We start from the raw sequence: 15,266 nt of genomic DNA, 5'->3' as shown, positions 1-15,266 counted from the left end.
GGAAGGCACCGGGAACCCACTTCCCGGGTGACGTCATGGAACAGACGTCGATGTCCTCCAAGGCTCACCCACATTTGGCGACCAGGCGGTACGCCTTCCATCCTGGCAACTGACCGCCCCCGACGACAGCACCGGTCAGCACCTGGCCGCGTCCGGCCAGGGCGGTACTGTGCCGGCCATGAAAGCCCCGCCGGTCGCATGGGTTCTGGTGGCGGCATGCGCGGAACTGGCACTGGCCGCGTTCGGCCTCGTTTTCACGCCTACCGCGGCCCGCGGCAGCGGCCTGCTCGGCCTCGCCGGAGTGGCCGTGGCCCAGGCGTTCTGCGTGCTGGCGGTCGGGTACGGGCCGGTGTCGCTCCGGCGCGCCGAACCGGTCGCGGTGCGGACCGGCGTGACGGTCGGGGCGATCGCCGGGCTCCTCTACGGCGCCGAAGGCCTGGCGGAATATCTGAGTCCAGCGGTAACCGACGCCAGCGTCACGATCGGCTGGATCATCGTGGCGGGTTTCGCCGGATCAAGCGTTGTCGCCGCTGTGATCGCGAGCGTACGAGCCGGATCCGTACGAGCCGGCGTGACCGCGGCTTTCTCCAACGCCATCACCGAATATCTCGTCTGGTATCCGACCGTGCTGCTCTGCTACTACTTCTTCCGTACGAGCACGAACATCGACCGGGTCTGGCGAGCCGAGGGCACGTACGACGACTTCGCACGCAGCGGGATGACGGACCTGCGGGCCTTCGTTCTCCAGGATTTCTGGGGCGCTGGGTTCTTCCATCTCGTCGCCGGGCTGATTCTCGCCGCGCTGCTGGGTACGGCGACGGCATGGGCGGTCCGCGTGCTGTCGCGACGCTAATACTCGCCACGTACTACTTGGGGCGTACCATGACCTGAGGGTCCGCCGAGGAAAAGAGAAGGACATTGCAGGCCAACGACTCCCAGACGCTGGTGCTCTGCGCGCTTGCCGGTGGTCCGCTGCATGGGTACGCGATCAATACGGCGATCGAGGAACTGAACGGCGAGCGGCTCGGGCCGGGCAGTCTTTATGGTGCTTTGGCCCGACTGGAGGCGAAAGAGCTGATCGAGGCACTCGGCGAGAGCGGCCGTCAGCGTCCGGTCCGGCTCACCCTCGCCGGTCGCGAGGTGCTCGAACGTGAACTGCGGTCGATGGCACGGGTAGCCGAGGTGGGCCTGCGCCAGCTCGGGTTGCGGCCGGCATGACGGTCATCCATCTGCTGGTCAGGCTCTATCCGGGGCCTTTTCGGGACCGCTGGGGCTCCGACTTGGCGGCCGAAGCCGGCCGTACCGGACCGAAGTCGTGGCCAAGCCTGCTCTTCGGGATCGCCGACAGCTGGCTGCATCCAGTGATCTGGCCGGCCACGTCGAATGTGGAGCGTCGATATCGCGCGACCGCGATGGCGCTCATTGTCGCGTTTTCAGGTTGGCTGCTCGGGCATGTGGTCGGCGAGCTGGACGCTGTGTTCCCCACCGGGACGGCGCGTGGTTGGCCGCTGGCCACCGCCGACGTGGCCATGCTGGTCGGGCTGGCCCTGCTCGCGCCCATGCCTCACTGGACTTTCGCCACGATCACCACGATCGCGCGGCGTGCCACCCGCGGCCTGGCCGTGCCGGCCACGCTCGGAGCCGCGGTGGCCGTGCTCGCCAACTCGGTGGACGCCGCCACCGTGCCGGCCGTCGTACGCATCACCGCCCTCCTGTGTTGGTGGCTCGCCCTGATCGCCGGCGGCATCCAGAGCTGCCGGATTTTCGCCGAACTGCAAGACGAAGTCACGGTGCCGCCCTCTCCCACCCGACTGCTGCTGGGCATCACGGTGGTGGCGGTGGCGCTCGCCGTCCCCGGCTCGGTGATCGTGGCTTCTTCGGTGGCGGGCGGCCGTTTCGACCTGTTGGGGGCCGCCCTCGGGACCGGCATCCTGCTGCTGGTGTTGGCATTCGTCGCTACTCTGCGCGATCTGCGCCACCTCACCTCACCTCACCGCCCGGACGGCAGCACCTCTGGATAACGTGCGGACGGACCGGTGAGCAGTGGTTCGGCCGTGCCGCGAACGACATGGTCCGTGAATGCGACCACGTACGCATTCACGATGGTCAGCCCTCGATCGCCGTCGATGGGACCCAGCGGGATCAACGTATTCACCGGCGGCGCCAGATAAAAGGCCGCGTAGTCGGTGAAATTGAAATGCTGGGTGCCGGAAATGCTGTAACGCCAGGTCGGGCCAGTGCTCGCGGTCAGCAGCGACCGGGCGATCGTGCGCTGCTCACTTTCCTGCCCGTTGGCCGGTTGACAAAATCCGGTCACACAAGAGTTCGCACTGCCCAGGATCATCATCGGCGCCTGCACGCCGCCCTTGACGACACTCCCGAACTGGGCACCATCCAGGTCAACCGCACCGCCGCATCGAGCATCGAGATGACATGCCTGCAGCGAAGCGGCGCCGCCAAATGAGTGTCCAATGTAGACGACCCGGCCACCGCCCAGTTTCGCCGCCACGAAACGGGCGTCAGCGGCCCAGAGGTCAACGAGTCGGGTCCCCTGGACCGCATCTGGGTCATCTGGATTGCCAGCGGTGGTACTGGTGACCGTACGACCACCGATGACCGTCAGATTGGCACTGTAGGTCGGCGTGATGCCGGCGACCAGATATCCGTGACTTGCCAGGTTTTCCGCGATCGTGGTGAAATATGCCGCGGACAGACCCATTCCGGGCTCCAGCACGACCAGCGGAAACTTTCCGCCGGCGGCCGGCGCACCGTCGTACGAATGACCTTGCAGCAGGCCGAAACTCCCTTCGAAGAGGCCCGGCCCGAGGACCGGAAAATGCAGCTGGGACCACAGCCCCGGTGCGTACGGCCCAGCGGCGCCGGTCGCTCGCGCGGCTGGATACCACAGCCAGACCGACAACTCCCGCCGGGTTCCTGGCACCGGCGCGAGCGGGTCGACTCGGCTGCCGTCCGTCCAGTCGAGCAATTTTCGACCCACTGTAAAGAAACCCGTCGGCGCCGGCAGCGCAGACGGCTGGGCTCGGGCGACGGTCACCGCCGCGACATAGCTGGCAATCAGCAACACGGGCGTCAGCGCCACAGCCGTCACCACCCTGACCCAGCGGCGTTTTATCCGCCAACCGCGCACGCACCAGCCGAGAAATCCCACCACCGCCCCGCTCGCCGCGCCGACGGCCACGATCCCAGCCAACTGCGCAGCCGTACGAACTTCACTGTCGTGGCCCATCAAAACCCAGCCGGCGTCGCGCAACGCGAAGGCCGCCGGCGCACCCAACGCGGCGAAACCCACGACCGTACGGCCAAGCCTTGCCGGACGTGGAACGATCCGCAAAACCCCATTCGCCATCATGCAGAAGGCGAACAGCCCAGCCGCGTAAGTCAAGACCGCTACCGCGAAGAGAAGCGGATCGAGGCCACCTTCGCCCACCGCCAGCGCGCCGGTCACCACTAGGCTCGCCGCCGCGGCCACCAACAGAGCACTGAAGGTGAAGTGCCGCCGCACAAACCCGGCGGCGCCGGCCGCCGGGATCCGGAGCCACGCCAACACGGTCACCGCATCCCCGAGCCAGTCGCCGTCCGGCTCGGCGCCCCGGAACGCCAACCTCTGCAGGAAAAAGCTGACGACCGCGAGCGCGGCCAAGGCCACCAGACCGTACCCCAGCCACTGTGTTCCAGCGGTCCAGTGAACTCGATCAGCGCCGGCCAGCACGGCCATCGCGTCCGCGGCAACCGTGAGCGCGACCAGCAGCGTGGCCAACAGGACGGACCGCAATAACTGCCAGATCCGGCCGGACAGACCGAGACACATTCTCGCCACTAGCAGAACTACCAGTGTGGGCACCAAAAATTCGCTAAAGGACACGACAGAGTCGTACGGGTCGTCCTGCCACGGACTCACCGCACGTACCGAATCGACCTGCGTCGTCACGAACGCGGAGACGGTGAACAGGACCGCTGTGACAGTTGACACGAACAAGGCCAGTCGGGTGCGAGTCAAGGAAACCCTCTCTCGAAAGGACACCTCACCGGTGAGGCTCGAGAGGGATAGTACACGTCGCGTACTACTCGTCGCGTACTACGCCGGCCACCAAAAGTGGACGCAGTGGCGTACGCGCCAGCCTCACCAGTAGTGGCGCCAGCGCGGCGACCAGCGGAATCATCAGCGCCGCCGTCACCGCGAACCCGATCAGCAGCCCGCTGATCACGTCACTCGGATAGTGCACGCCGACGTAGACCCGCGCGAATGCGAGCAGGCAGGCGAAAACCACCGCCACCAACCCGAGCCGGCGGTGGATCAGCAAGATGCCGGCGGCGAGCGCCCCGGCGACCATCGCATGATCGCTGGGAAACGAGCTGTCGGCGGCATGCGGCAGCAGCTGCAGGACATGCGGCATCGCCACGAACGGGCGCGGCCGGTTGATCAGCGGGCCGAGCAGGTAGCTGCTCACCGCCAGCGCGACCACGCCGGAAAGACCGGTGGCCAGTACGCCGGCCATCGACCGATAGCCATCCCGTTCGCGGCGTACCCGCCACCAACAACACCCCAACACGAGGACCAGCCCGACCAAGCCGCCCCACAGCGCGTACGCGGCCATAAAGCCGTGCACCCAGGGAGTGGCCGCGGCGAACTGGTTGATCTGCAAGAAAAGCGTGCTGTCAGGCCCCATAGACGCGACTCCCCACCAGTGTTACTACAACAATTGTCGTAGACTGTACTACGACGAACCTTGTAGTAGCCTGAGAGCCATACCGAACGGTCGTCATCAGGTACATATAACAACTGTTATGATGTGCTCGTGACCGGTGGAGCGTTGTTCGTTGCGGTGTTCCTGGCCTGCGCCGTCGAAGCGGTCGAGGCGGTGACCATCGTGTTGGCCGCTGGCACGGCCCGACACTGGCGGTCCGCCGGCCTCGGCGTTGGTGCGGCCCTGCTCACCCTCGCCGCCATCGTCGCGGCCCTCGGGCCAGCCCTCACAGCCGTCCCACTCAACGGCCTGCGGTTGGTGGTGGGCGGGTTGCTGCTGGTTTTTGGCCTGCAATGGCTGCGAAAAGCGGTGCTCCGCGCCAGCGGCCACAAGGCGTTGCACGACGAGGACGCGATTTTCCGTACGCAGCTGGCATCCGCGGCCACCGCGACCGTCCAGTCCCGCGGCATTGTCAAGGACTGGTACGCCTTTATCCTGTCCTTCAAGGGAGTCCTGTTGGAAGGTCTGGAAGTCGCGTTCATCGCCCTCACTTTCGGTAGCAACCAGCACAATGTGCCGCTGGCCGCAGCCGCCGCACTGGTGGCCGTGGCCCTGGTCGCCAGCGCGGGTTTCGCCATTCGGGCGCCGCTCGCCCGTGTCCCGGAGAACACCCTCAAATTCGTCGTTGGCGTGATGCTCACCGGCTTTGGGATTTTCTGGGCCGGCGAAGGCGCCGGCGCGCAATGGCCGGGAGCGGACACCGCGCTTTTGGTCATCATTCCGGTGATCGCGCTGCTCGCGCTCGGCCTGACCGCCTTGCTCCACCGCACCTCACCGCCGCTGGAGGTCATCCCGTGAGGAAATTCGCCGCCTTCTGGTACGACTTCGTGGTCGGCGACGATTGGCGAGTCGCCGTCGCGGTCGTCATCGCGCTGGCACTCACGTACGGACTGAGCCGTCTTGGCCTGCCCGCCTGGTGGGTGCTGCCGGTGGCCGTCGCGCTCGTCCTCCCTTGGAGCCTCTGGCGTGCGCGGCGGCGGCCGTGACCGAGAGTCGTGGCTGGCTTTTGCTGGTTTATAAGGTGCCTTCCGAGCCGACTCGGCTGCGCGCGACCGTGTGGCGGCGGCTGAAGGGCATGGGCGCCATCTATCTGCAGAGCGCCGCCGCCGCGCTGCCGGCCGGACCGGCCGCTGAGCGGGCGCTGCGCAAACTCCAGCACGAGATCGTCGGCATGTCCGGCACGGCCGTGCTGATGAACTGCTCGGTGCTGGTGGGCGAGCACGACGTACACGCGGCCTTCCAGGCGGCGCGCGACGACGAGTACGAGGAAATCGCCGACAAATGCCAGGATTTCCTCGCACAACTGGAAAAGGAATACGTGGCAAATCATTTCACCTTCGCCGAGCTGGAAGAGAACGAAGAGGACTTGATCAAGCTGCGAAACTGGTTCGCGAAGATCGTCGACCGGGATGTCTTCGGCGCACCCGGCCGCGCGGCGACCGCCGAGGCGTTGCAAACCTGCGAGGCGGCACTGGAGAAGTACGCGGCGCGTGTTTACGTCGAGGAAGCCGAAAGCCGGTAACCTCGGCGCTGTCGAAAGGGGACCGCAGGTGCCGACCGATCGTCGCGGCTACGGGCGGCTGGCCGACGAGGTGTGGCAGGTCCTCGTCGCCGCCGAACACCCCCTCACGCCCGCCCAGGTGCGCGCGGCCCTCGACGGCGACTTGGCCTACACGACGGTGATGACCGTGCTCGGCCGGCTGGTGGAGAAGGGCATAGCCACTCGCGAGCGAGCCGGTCGTGCGTACGCGTACACCGCGGTCGCCGACCAGGCCGAGCTGACCGCGCGGCGGATGCACCGGCTGCTGGACGCCCGCGACGACCGGGCCCGGGTGCTGGCCAGGTTTGTCAATGAGCTGTCCGCCGACGACGAGAAGCTGCTCGGCGACCTGCTCGGACCGGACGACCGATGACCGTCGCGGTCCTCGCCTGCCTGGCCGCCACTGCGATTTTCGCTGTTGTGGGGCCAATAGTCGGACCTCGACTGCCACCGGCCGGCGGCGTACGACTACTGGTCTGCGGCAGCGTGCTGACCGCTGGATCATCCGCTTTCGCGCTCGGCGCGATGGCCTTCCTCGGGCTGGCACAATTCAGCGAGGTCGCGGAATGGGGCGGTTGGTCGCCCACGGTCGTACGCGCCGGCACCGACCTCCCACCGATCGTCAGCGCCGGTTGTGGCGCCGTCGTCCTGGGGACCGCGGGGTGCGCTGTCGTCGTCGCGGTCCAACGAGGCCGCGCACTGCTCGCGGTGCGCCGCTGCTGTGCCGGTCTCGGCTCGCCGGGCAGCGTCACGGTCGTGGAGAGCGACACCGCGGATGCCTTCACCACGCCCGAAATGGCCGGCCGGATCGTGATCACCACGGCCCTCCTACGGGTCCTGACCGCCCAGCAGCGGCACGCATTGCTGGCCCACGAGCGATCGCACCTGGCTCATCGACACAGCTGGTGGCTGCTCGTCGCCGACCTTGCCGCCGGGGTGAACCCGCTGCTCAGACCCACTGCCACGGCCATCGCGCAAGCGGTGGAGCGGTGGGCCGACGAAGACGCGGCCACGGTCGTCGGCGACCGCCGCCTCGTCGCCACCGCGGTCGCGACCGCAGCCCTCGCCCGCCGGCGCAGCGTCTCCCCCGGCCTCGCGGCCGCCGGCGGGCACGTGCCCCGGCGCGTACGAGCGCTGCTGGCACCACCCCCTCGCCGGCGGCCCATCCTGCTCGGCACGGTCATCGTCTTGCTGGCCTGCACGGCCGCGGCGACCATCGCGGTGGAACGCAGCGGCGACCAGATCTTCGACCGCGCCGGCATCTCCAACAGTCGCTAGCGGGAGACTAGGGCGCCATCTCCAGCACCGTCGTCAGCGGCACAAATCCGAACCGCTGATAGAAGCGGATCGCATCGTGATTTGTGGCGTACGCCGTCACCGCGATCCGATCGGCACCGCGCTCCCGCGCCCACTGCCGGAACGTGTCCGCCAGCCGAAACCCAACGCCACCGCTGCGATGCTCCGGCCGTACGTACAGGCTGGCCAGCGTCGCGACACTGACCGGCCGCATCTCGCTCGGCTCAGCCCACAGCCCGGTGAGATGCCCCACCACCTGCCCGTCCGCCACCGCGACCAGCGTCAGCCTGTTGGTGTCCGGCAGATTCTCCGCGAACCTGCGCTCACCGTGCTGGCGCGGCCAGTCGGTGTTGACCGTCGGGTCGCGGGTGCCCGCGTCCTCCGCGAACAAGGCGATCGAAGACGCCACAAACCCCGCCACATCCGCCGGCACAGCCGGCCGAATCTCGACTTCACTCATGCCACCTACGCTAATCGCTGTCCCACCGCTCTCAAACGGGAATTCGGATCTGCCGGCCCAAGGGAACGGATCCGACGACTAGCCAGCTCGCCCCGCCGCTATACCTGGCCGCAAATTCCACTCCACTATCTCCTCAGAGCCACTCCCACCCACCTGCCCTGCCGACAGGCGATAGGCCGTATCCAGATCATCGAAAACTGTCAACAGCGGTAGATCGCGTGCAGCCGTCGGTTCAAGTGCGGCGCGCAACAGAATGCGGTCCGTCCAGAGCTCCATCGTCAAGAACGTGAGCGCACTCTCCGGCAGTGCTTCCATCAAACGAAAACCCTTGGCAGGCTCGCGCCGCTGGGAAGCCGAGTCGAGGTCTCGTCTATCGGCACAACAGTCTTGCCGTACGCCTCATCCTCAGACCGGACTATCAGTGAAGTTGCCGTTTCGCTGACTCCAGGGACGAAAACCCGATCCATTACCTCCGGAGTATGCGAGCTCCAGCCAGCTCCCGACACAGCGCGAAATGCCGTTCCCCCCATCATCGGCAACGCCAAGCGCCGATCGGCCGTCGCTCGCGGTCATCCGGAGGTTCACCCGATGGGGCCAGAGTTCCACGGTCAGCAGCACACCCATCCCGGCGATGTGCTTCACCGGCACAAGAATCCTGGGAAGCGGGAAAGGCTGGCCCATGGCACTACTCTAGCGTTGGGCCGGCGAGTGGCCGGAACGATGCTGAGGTCACAAGGCAATGTAGCCGGGCCGCTGGGCAGATGTCCCGCCCAGCTGCCCAGCTGCATTGACCGCTAGTTGGGATTCTGTGCGTGGGTCAGGGTTTCCCAGGCGACGAACAGGCTGTTCGTACCCGCCGGCCGGTTGTTTTCCGTCAGCGTCTGGGTGTTGGCCATGGCGTTGCCCAACCGGAAGCTGAGCGCGTTGAAGCCGACCTCGGTGACTGGGCCGAGGCCACGGTTCACCGACCCTTTGCACAGCCATGAAGGGGGCCCGGTGCCCAGCTCGTACAGGGACTGGAAACCCAGCGCATACCGCAGCCGAGTGCCAGTGTCACCGGTGTAGAGATCAGTGCCCTGGATGCGAGACGTCTCCGCGACATCGGAAATGGAAGCGATCCCGTAGCCGGTGTGAGTGAAGTCCCGACACGTTTCCTGGGTCAGACCATTGACAAAGGTGCTCTGACCTTGCCAATAGCCGATGATCTGCGCGCTGGTGTTCAGCCCGCTACCCGGGACGGTCTTGGGCAGCGAACCGTCCGACGTCAGGTAAACGTACGCAGGCACCCGCAGCAGGTATTTGGCCATCGCCTTGTCGTAGTTCGACTTGTCGTCCAGGAACACCGAAATACCAACTGCCGCCTCCATCATGGCGAGTTCCCAGTTGCCGTTGCTGTTGCTGCCCTTGATCACCACCGGCAGGTAGACATTGCGCAGCATGGTGGCGAAACGGTTCATGTTCGGCCAGCCGCCGGTGTACGTGTAGCGGATGATTTCGGCGGCCCGCGGCCACACCGAGCCGGCCCAACCGGTCTGCAGCGGCGCGTTGCTGTTGGTGTGGTTGGTGATCGTCGCCGACCACGCGTCCATCAGCCGGATGGCTTCGGTGGCATAGCTCGTGTTGCGGGTGACATACCACGCGAGCGCATCGGTGTAGGCGGCGATCGCGTCCTGCCGTTCGTCCGTACAGCCCAGGTTCGGGTCCGAGTAGGGGCCGCATTCGACCACCGAGCGCGGCTTTGGCGTACGCGAAAGAGACGCGTACGCACTGCCGATCATCTGATCGTAGGCCGCTTTCCACGGCTGCGCGTTGGCGTTTACCTTGGTGCGTACGAAGTCCAGCTGGGCCTGGCTGACCAGCACGCCGGGATGGACGAAGGTGGCCGGCGCGGCGACCGCGGGCGTGGTCGCCAGCGGAGCCGTGAACAGGGTCGCGAGCATCGCGATCAGGAGCAAGAAGATCTTTGCGGGACGTTTCCTGGACATGGCACTCCCCGGTGACGGCGAAGGCTGAAAGTGACCCGGATCACCCGTGGATGACGTGCCTCAGTTTCATGTCCAGGACATCGGCCGTCAAGACCTTCGAGCACCCTTTTTATTCAACAAAAACTAAGACGTTCACACCCATGAATTCACTGTTCAGCGGACTGAATATTTCGGCTCAGCTGAATTGATCCACCCGAGCCGCGACAAACTCCCGCATGGACCGCGCCGGCGTCACATGAAGTTGCGGGTGTGCAGCGCGGACAGGTCGGCCGCCTCGTCGGCAGGGAAACCCAGGTGCACCAACCGGCGTTGGCGTCCATCGTCCATCTCCGACTGCAGCTTCTGTACGGCGTCATAGCCGTTGGCGATCGCCGCCGGTGTCCAGTCGCCGGCCGCGAGGATCACCAGCGAGTCGAAAACGTCCTGGTTGAGCCCAGCGGTGTCCACCAGCGCCGCGTACCTGCGCTCCACCGCCGCCCGCATGCGGCTTCGCACCGACGGGTCCTTTTCGGCCTGGTGCTGGAGATGTGCGACTCCGAAAGCCACATGCCGGGCTTCGTCTCGGCGGGCCAGCCGGGTGACCTGACGCGTCACCGGATCCGGCGCGTGCCGGTCGAGAAACTCCAGTAGATTGAGAAAACTCCCCTCCCCCAGCACCGACAACAAAAATGACGCCATCGAGAACTCGGCCTCGGTCAGCAGGGTGGCCAGCGACTCTCGCCCACTGGCCGACGACGTACCCATTTCCTTACCACGCAACAACGCTCGCCGGGTGAAAACCTCCATGTGCCGCGCCTCATCGGCGGCCTGCACCGCCAGCAGCTGCAGAACTTCCCGGAAATGCGGGTGAATCCGGGCCAGCAGCTTGGCCGGGATGACCAGCGCGGCCTGCTCGTTTTCTACCAAATAGGTCATCACTTGTACGACCGCCTGCTCGATCTCTGACGGCAACACGAAATCCGCATTCCAGTCAACAGCGGTGTTCGGATCCCACTGCGCGGAGGCAGCGTGGGCGTAGAGTGCCGGGGCGATCTCCGCCCACACCAAGTCGCGATCGGTGATGTCGAAGGGCGTCTTCGGTCCGCCACCCTCGACAAGGGCTCCTCGCGCGGCCAGTCCCCAGTCTGTCGGCGGACTGCTGACGATGCCCTCGACGGCCGCACCGCCGGCTCGTTGGGCCCCCGCCCAACGATCCAGATCAGCCTGCCCTCGTACGATCCGCGCCGGTTCTCCCGCACCGGGGTCGAGCCGCTGGCTGATCCGATGCCCGGACCGCCGGCACCAGGCCTCCACATGCACTCGCAGAGCCGGATCCGTGCCGTGGACGACGAGTTCTTCGCCTGGATCCAGGGTTTTCAGCGCCTGTTGCAGCAGGATGTGCGCCCCACGCTCGAAACCGAGGTTCTCCAGGTCCAGCAGGTGGTCGGTCATGGCGTGTATTCCGCCGCGGTCACCCGCCCCTGCTCATCGTAGAAACCGTCCTCGTCCACCGCCGTTTCCAGCAGCACGTAGCCGGACTCACGCCCCTCCCGCCAGGCGGTCAGACCCTCCAGATCCAGCAACGGCCTGACCTCCGCGTCCGCGTACGACATGGACAGCAGTAATTCGCCAAAAGTCGCCACCAGCTCAGGCGTGGACCCGTCGACCACCGTCATGTTGCAGTGGTCGTACGGTGCTGTCTGACCGATGATTCTGGTGCTACCGGCGGGGAAAGTGCCTTCCCGGCCGAACAGCAGGTGATTCGCGTCGATCACCGCGACAGCCTCGACCTCGCCGGCGATCAACGCCCGAGCCGCGTCCCGCTCCCCGCCGATGTGGTCGCCATGCAGGCCGACACCCACGTCGTATCGCCGGATAGTGACGTTCTCGCCAGGCGTCAATCCGGCCGTACGCAGGAAAGAACGCGGGATCAGGGTACCCTGCGGCGAGTCGACCGCACCGACCCCGACGGCCTGGTCCTTAAGATCGGCGGGCTTCTCGTACGCGGAGTCGCTCCGCACCACGATCACCGAGGTGAGATCGCGGTCAGTGTCGCGCATGACGAGCGGGCGCACGGCCCGGCCACCGCTTCGCGCCAGCCGCTGGGACCGGATCCATGCCAGCGGCGAGTTCCAGGCCGCCTGGATCCGGCCAGCGACCAGATCTTCCACCTGCCGCTCACAGTTCGAGTAGAGCACGTAGTCGAACGGCAAGTCGTGGTCCCGCAGCCACGTCCGGAAGCCGTTCCAGATGGTGACGACCTTCGGATCGTACGCGACCGCACCCATGATCAATGTCATCGACTTTTCCTTTGAACACGGGAAGGCCGAAGGTGGCTCACCCGACGAAGTCACCAGCCGTCAGACTATAGGCGGGTCATTAGGGTGTCCATACTCGTCGTACGACATGCCGCTTTTGCGCCACCCACCACCCGAGCGGTGTCCCCTTCCGGCCGCCGGTTTAGCGTTCAAACGGATACCGCCCGCAGCGGCTCTGCCATCGGCCAGAAAGCAGCGAGGTAGGCCATTCGACTGCCGCGTCAGTGGACCCCGCGAGGATGCCGGTCACCGACAGCGTTCAGCTCAATCCCGCGCTCCATCTCGTCTCCGTCGCCGACCAGGTCGTCAATCGCAGATCAGACATTCACCTCATCCTTTCCTGATGGGATAGCTGGCAGCGGATCACCCGTTTCGAGCAACGTTTTCAAACCGGACAACAGATGTGGCCAGCCGCCACCGATCATTTCCGGCAGCGCGGAACCGGGTTCGAAACCGTCATGGAGCACGGTCAACTTCACGAGTTCACCGAGTGGCTCGAGCTGGAATGTCACCTTCGACCGGCGCTCGGCGGCAAGGGCGGCCCGTACGTCCTCGGCCAACCCCACCGCCTCGGCGAACTCCGGGGTGAAGGTGTGCCACGTGTACGAAAGTCGCTGGTACGGATCAGACTCGAGGACGACCTGGGCTGGATCGGCGATGATCGCGCCATTCTGCTCCCAGGTCATCGTCGAACCGACTTTCCAGTCGGTTTCAAAGTTTGCCTGCCAATATCGACGGGTAAATGCAGGCTCCGTCAACGCCCGCCACAGCCGTTCCGGAGTGGTTTTGATGTACGTCGTATAGACAAACTCGTCCATCGGCTCGAGCTCCAATGCTGTCTTGAGATCGGCGAGCGCACGAACTCGCTCGCGGTCGTATTGGTTGATCCATCGCTGGGCGATCGCGTTGATCGGCTCGGCGTTCAGGTAATGCAGTTTTTCCCGACCCTGCCACACGATCGCGACGAGGTTCGCCGCTTCCAGGACGGCCAGGTGTTTGCTGACCGACTGCCGCGCCATCGACAGCCCCGCGCACAACTCACGCAGCGTCTGGCCGTTCCGCGCGTTCAGATTGTCCAGCAGCCGGCGCCGGCTCGCGTCGGCCAGCGCCTTGAACACCTCATCCATTCGCCATCCTCACATGCAGCCGTTCGGCTGCCTCAGAGGATAGGCAGCCGAACGGCTGCATGTCAACCGCCACACTGTTTTGAGATGTTGATCTTGATTAGTTGGCTCGTACGAAAAGATGAAGCTGCGCAACCTGGGCCTGTCGCCGGGGCGACCGTTTGTGGCGGGCAGAGCTGGAAGAGCGACGAATATTCCGCCTCTGTCGCGGCTGCGAAGAAGACCGGTGCGGTGGTGTACGTCGCCCGGCGAGGTCCTGGGTCAGGTCTGATTTTCACAGTGGCACCACGTGGAGACGTATGGGCGGCCTCATTACCGCCTCGTAGAAAACAAGCAGTTGAGTATCGGGCCAGAGCGCTTTAAAAGGGAAGTTGTCCACAGGGGGGTTAAGTGGTCCGTTTCTTATCCACAGAAACGAAAACTGACGCCCCGACTGTCGGTAGCGACCAGTAAAATTGGGTCATGAGCAAAAAACGAAGGCGACCAGAATTCACCGACCCGAACAAGCAGCCGTGGCGGACCATGCCACCGAGCTGGGTTCCTCTGCAGATGCTGGAGGAACTCGACCGGTACGGCCGGGCCGACGCGGACACCGCGCTGGCCGCGATCGAAACCTTGGATAAGGTGATTTCGTACACCCAGGCGATGCAGATGCGGTTCATGAACCGCTTCACCAACGCCCGCCCCGCCGTAGGCGCACCATTCTCCAAATACGCGGCCGGTGAAATCGCCGCCTCGCTGACCTGGAGCCTGTCAGCGGCCCAGAAACGACTGAATTTGGCGTACCAACTCGTCCACGAACTCCCCGGCACCATGGCCGGGATGTCCCACGGTCACCTTGACCTGCGTAAAGCGTTCACGTTCGCGGACCAGGTCGGCCACCTCTCACCCGAAGACGCACAGAAAGTCGAAGAGAAAGTGCTACCCGGCGCCGACTCCAAGACGCCTCGATCGATCCGAGACAGGGCCCGCCGGGAGGTCATCAAAATCGACCCCGCCGCCGCCGAAACCCGCCGCAAGAAACTAGTCGCCGAGAGGCGAGTAGAAAAACAACCCTGCGAAGACGGCATGGCTCTACTGGGCGCGTTCCTGCCCGCCGAATCCGCAGAGGCGATCTACCGTCGCATCGACACGATCGCCCGCAGCCTTAAAACCAAAGACGAGACTCGGACGATGGACGCTTTGCGAGCGGATGCGTTGACCGATCTGTGCCTGGGCGTGCCCAGCAACGTACGCACCAAAATCGAACTCCGTGTCGACGCCACCACGCTGATGGGTCTGGACGACAACCCAGCTATTTTGAGTGGCTATGGTCCGATGACCGCGCAACGCGCCCGCGAACTGGCTGGAGATGAAAGCAGTGAGTGGTACCGAATTCTCACCGACCCCGTCAGCGGAGTGGTCATCGACCATGGCCGTACGCGCTATCGCCCCACCAAGGCACTACGGGATTTGGTGAACGCACGGGACCAGCGATGCTGCGGCCCAGCCTGCAACAGGCCGGCGGCGACGTGCCAGTTCGACCACACCATCCCTTTCCGCGACCCAGAAGGTAAAACCGCGTACGACAGCACCGGACCAGCATGCAAATTCCACAACGACATCAAAGAACACGGCTGGACCGTCACCCAACCCACACCAGGACGATTCCTGTGGACCAGCCCCACCGGACGAACGTACGACGTCACACCCAACGACGAATACCCACCACCACCGTTCTAACGGCAGGAACGGCGCCCCGCGAACCCGGGCTCACCACCGCCAGCGAGAGTCGCCCTGCGTGTCAGGCCGAAAACAC

General features: G+C 65.3%; 16 protein-coding genes. 9 read left to right on the top strand and 7 right to left on the bottom strand.

What is annotated here, in order from left to right; translation table 11 throughout:
• The first annotated feature begins 178 nt into the window (after positions 1-178).
• From ABD301_RS36315 to ABD301_RS36305, 3 genes are all read left to right on the top strand, one after another.
• Positions 179-853: a hypothetical protein gene (locus tag ABD301_RS36315; RefSeq protein WP_344314688.1), complete on the top strand. Its 675-nt coding sequence runs from the start codon at positions 179-181 to the stop codon at positions 851-853.
• A gap of 65 nt (positions 854-918) precedes the next feature.
• Positions 919-1,218: a PadR family transcriptional regulator gene (locus tag ABD301_RS36310; protein ID WP_163568929.1), complete on the top strand. Its 300-nt coding sequence runs from the start codon at positions 919-921 to the stop codon at positions 1,216-1,218.
• Positions 1,215-2,021, top strand: a complete 807-nt coding sequence (locus ABD301_RS36305) for a hypothetical protein (protein WP_344314687.1) — start codon at positions 1,215-1,217, stop codon at positions 2,019-2,021. The genes ABD301_RS36310 and ABD301_RS36305 overlap by 4 nt, the downstream gene beginning before the upstream one ends.
• Here ABD301_RS36305 and ABD301_RS36300 read toward each other — a convergent pair.
• Entirely contained in the window at positions 1,991-3,991 is a 2,001-nt protein-coding gene (locus ABD301_RS36300) for an alpha/beta hydrolase (RefSeq protein ID WP_344314686.1), read from the bottom strand. The two genes, ABD301_RS36305 and ABD301_RS36300, sit on opposite strands and share 31 nt — an antisense overlap.
• 91 nt (positions 3,992-4,082) lie before the next feature.
• Positions 4,083-4,688 (bottom strand): phosphatase PAP2 family protein, encoded by a 606-nt coding sequence (locus ABD301_RS36295; RefSeq protein ID WP_344314685.1) that lies wholly within the window; start codon positions 4,686-4,688, stop codon positions 4,083-4,085.
• A gap of 129 nt (positions 4,689-4,817) precedes the next feature.
• On the opposite strand from ABD301_RS36295, the gene ABD301_RS36290 reads away from it, so the two are divergent.
• The 5 genes from ABD301_RS36290 to ABD301_RS36270 are packed head-to-tail and all read left to right on the top strand — an operon-like array spanning position 4,818 to position 7,584.
• Entirely contained in the window at positions 4,818-5,564 is a 747-nt protein-coding gene (locus ABD301_RS36290) for a COG4280 domain-containing protein (protein ID WP_344314684.1), read from the top strand.
• Positions 5,561-5,752 carry a hypothetical protein gene (locus ABD301_RS36285; protein WP_344314683.1) on the top strand — a complete coding sequence of 64 codons (192 nt, stop codon included), beginning with the start codon at positions 5,561-5,563 and terminating at the stop codon, positions 5,750-5,752. Before ABD301_RS36290 ends, ABD301_RS36285 begins: the two co-directional genes overlap by 4 nt.
• Complete coding sequence (locus ABD301_RS36280) at positions 5,749-6,288, top strand: Chromate resistance protein ChrB (protein ID WP_344314682.1); 540 nt, start codon at positions 5,749-5,751, stop codon at positions 6,286-6,288. The genes ABD301_RS36285 and ABD301_RS36280 overlap by 4 nt, the downstream gene beginning before the upstream one ends.
• A 28-nt stretch (positions 6,289-6,316) precedes the next feature.
• Positions 6,317-6,679, top strand: coding sequence for a BlaI/MecI/CopY family transcriptional regulator (locus tag ABD301_RS36275; RefSeq protein ID WP_344314681.1), 363 nt, complete (start codon positions 6,317-6,319; stop codon positions 6,677-6,679).
• The gene (locus tag ABD301_RS36270; protein WP_344314680.1) at positions 6,676-7,584 is read left to right on the top strand and encodes a M56 family metallopeptidase; all 909 of its coding nucleotides are present in this window, start codon (positions 6,676-6,678) and stop codon (positions 7,582-7,584) included. Before ABD301_RS36275 ends, ABD301_RS36270 begins: the two co-directional genes overlap by 4 nt.
• Positions 7,585-7,591: 7 nt before the next feature.
• On the opposite strand, the gene ABD301_RS36265 is transcribed toward ABD301_RS36270, so the two are convergent.
• The 5 genes from ABD301_RS36265 to ABD301_RS36245 form a co-directional block, all read right to left on the bottom strand.
• Entirely contained in the window at positions 7,592-8,062 is a 471-nt protein-coding gene (locus tag ABD301_RS36265) for a GNAT family N-acetyltransferase (protein ID WP_163568936.1), read from the bottom strand.
• A gap of 794 nt (positions 8,063-8,856) precedes the next feature.
• The gene (locus tag ABD301_RS36260) at positions 8,857-10,047 is read right to left on the bottom strand and encodes an alginate lyase family protein (protein ID WP_163568937.1); all 1,191 of its coding nucleotides are present in this window, start codon (positions 10,045-10,047) and stop codon (positions 8,857-8,859) included.
• Between the two features lie 231 nt (positions 10,048-10,278).
• On the bottom strand, positions 10,279-11,478 hold the full coding sequence (locus tag ABD301_RS36255) for a ferritin-like domain-containing protein (RefSeq protein ID WP_344314679.1): 1,200 nt from the start codon (positions 11,476-11,478) through the stop codon (positions 10,279-10,281).
• On the bottom strand, positions 11,475-12,326 hold the full coding sequence (locus tag ABD301_RS36250) for a phosphate/phosphite/phosphonate ABC transporter substrate-binding protein (RefSeq protein ID WP_344314678.1): 852 nt from the start codon (positions 12,324-12,326) through the stop codon (positions 11,475-11,477). The genes ABD301_RS36255 and ABD301_RS36250 overlap by 4 nt, the downstream gene beginning before the upstream one ends.
• Before the next feature lie 335 nt (positions 12,327-12,661).
• Positions 12,662-13,471 carry an ArsR/SmtB family transcription factor gene (locus tag ABD301_RS36245; RefSeq protein ID WP_344314677.1) on the bottom strand — a complete coding sequence of 270 codons (810 nt, stop codon included), beginning with the start codon at positions 13,469-13,471 and terminating at the stop codon, positions 12,662-12,664.
• Between the two features lie 459 nt (positions 13,472-13,930).
• Here ABD301_RS36245 and ABD301_RS36240 point away from each other — a divergent pair, with 459 nt between their 5' ends.
• Positions 13,931-15,190: a DUF222 domain-containing protein gene (locus tag ABD301_RS36240; protein ID WP_344314676.1), complete on the top strand. Its 1,260-nt coding sequence runs from the start codon at positions 13,931-13,933 to the stop codon at positions 15,188-15,190.
• Positions 15,191-15,266 lie beyond the last annotated feature (76 nt).

The sequence above is a fragment of the Fodinicola feengrottensis genome, assembly GCF_039530045.1.
In the GTDB taxonomy this organism is placed as follows: Bacteria; Actinomycetota; Actinomycetes; order Mycobacteriales; family HKI-0501; genus Fodinicola; species Fodinicola feengrottensis.
Note: the sequence above shows the minus strand (reverse complement) of the source record. Positions and strands in the feature narration are given on the sequence as shown.

What these genes read in the sequence shown, in the direction of transcription:
- ABD301_RS36315 (WP_344314688.1), top strand. Translation starts at nt 179, where the DNA reads ATGAAAGCCCCGCCGGTCGCATGGGTTCTGGTGGCGGCATGCGCGGAA.
- ABD301_RS36305 (WP_344314687.1), top strand. Translation starts at nt 1,215, where the DNA reads ATGACGGTCATCCATCTGCTGGTCAGGCTCTATCCGGGGCCTTTTCGG.
- ABD301_RS36295 (WP_344314685.1), bottom strand. Translation starts at nt 4,688, where the DNA reads ATGGGGCCTGACAGCACGCTTTTCTTGCAGATCAACCAGTTCGCCGCG.
- ABD301_RS36270 (WP_344314680.1), top strand. Translation starts at nt 6,676, where the DNA reads ATGACCGTCGCGGTCCTCGCCTGCCTGGCCGCCACTGCGATTTTCGCT.
- ABD301_RS36265 (WP_163568936.1), bottom strand. Translation starts at nt 8,062, where the DNA reads ATGAGTGAAGTCGAGATTCGGCCGGCTGTGCCGGCGGATGTGGCGGGG.
- ABD301_RS36260 (WP_163568937.1), bottom strand. Translation starts at nt 10,047, where the DNA reads ATGTCCAGGAAACGTCCCGCAAAGATCTTCTTGCTCCTGATCGCGATG.
- ABD301_RS36255 (WP_344314679.1), bottom strand. Translation starts at nt 11,478, where the DNA reads ATGACCGACCACCTGCTGGACCTGGAGAACCTCGGTTTCGAGCGTGGG.
- ABD301_RS36250 (WP_344314678.1), bottom strand. Translation starts at nt 12,326, where the DNA reads ATGACATTGATCATGGGTGCGGTCGCGTACGATCCGAAGGTCGTCACC.
- ABD301_RS36245 (WP_344314677.1), bottom strand. Translation starts at nt 13,471, where the DNA reads ATGGATGAGGTGTTCAAGGCGCTGGCCGACGCGAGCCGGCGCCGGCTG.
- ABD301_RS36240 (WP_344314676.1), top strand. Translation starts at nt 13,931, where the DNA reads ATGAGCAAAAAACGAAGGCGACCAGAATTCACCGACCCGAACAAGCAG.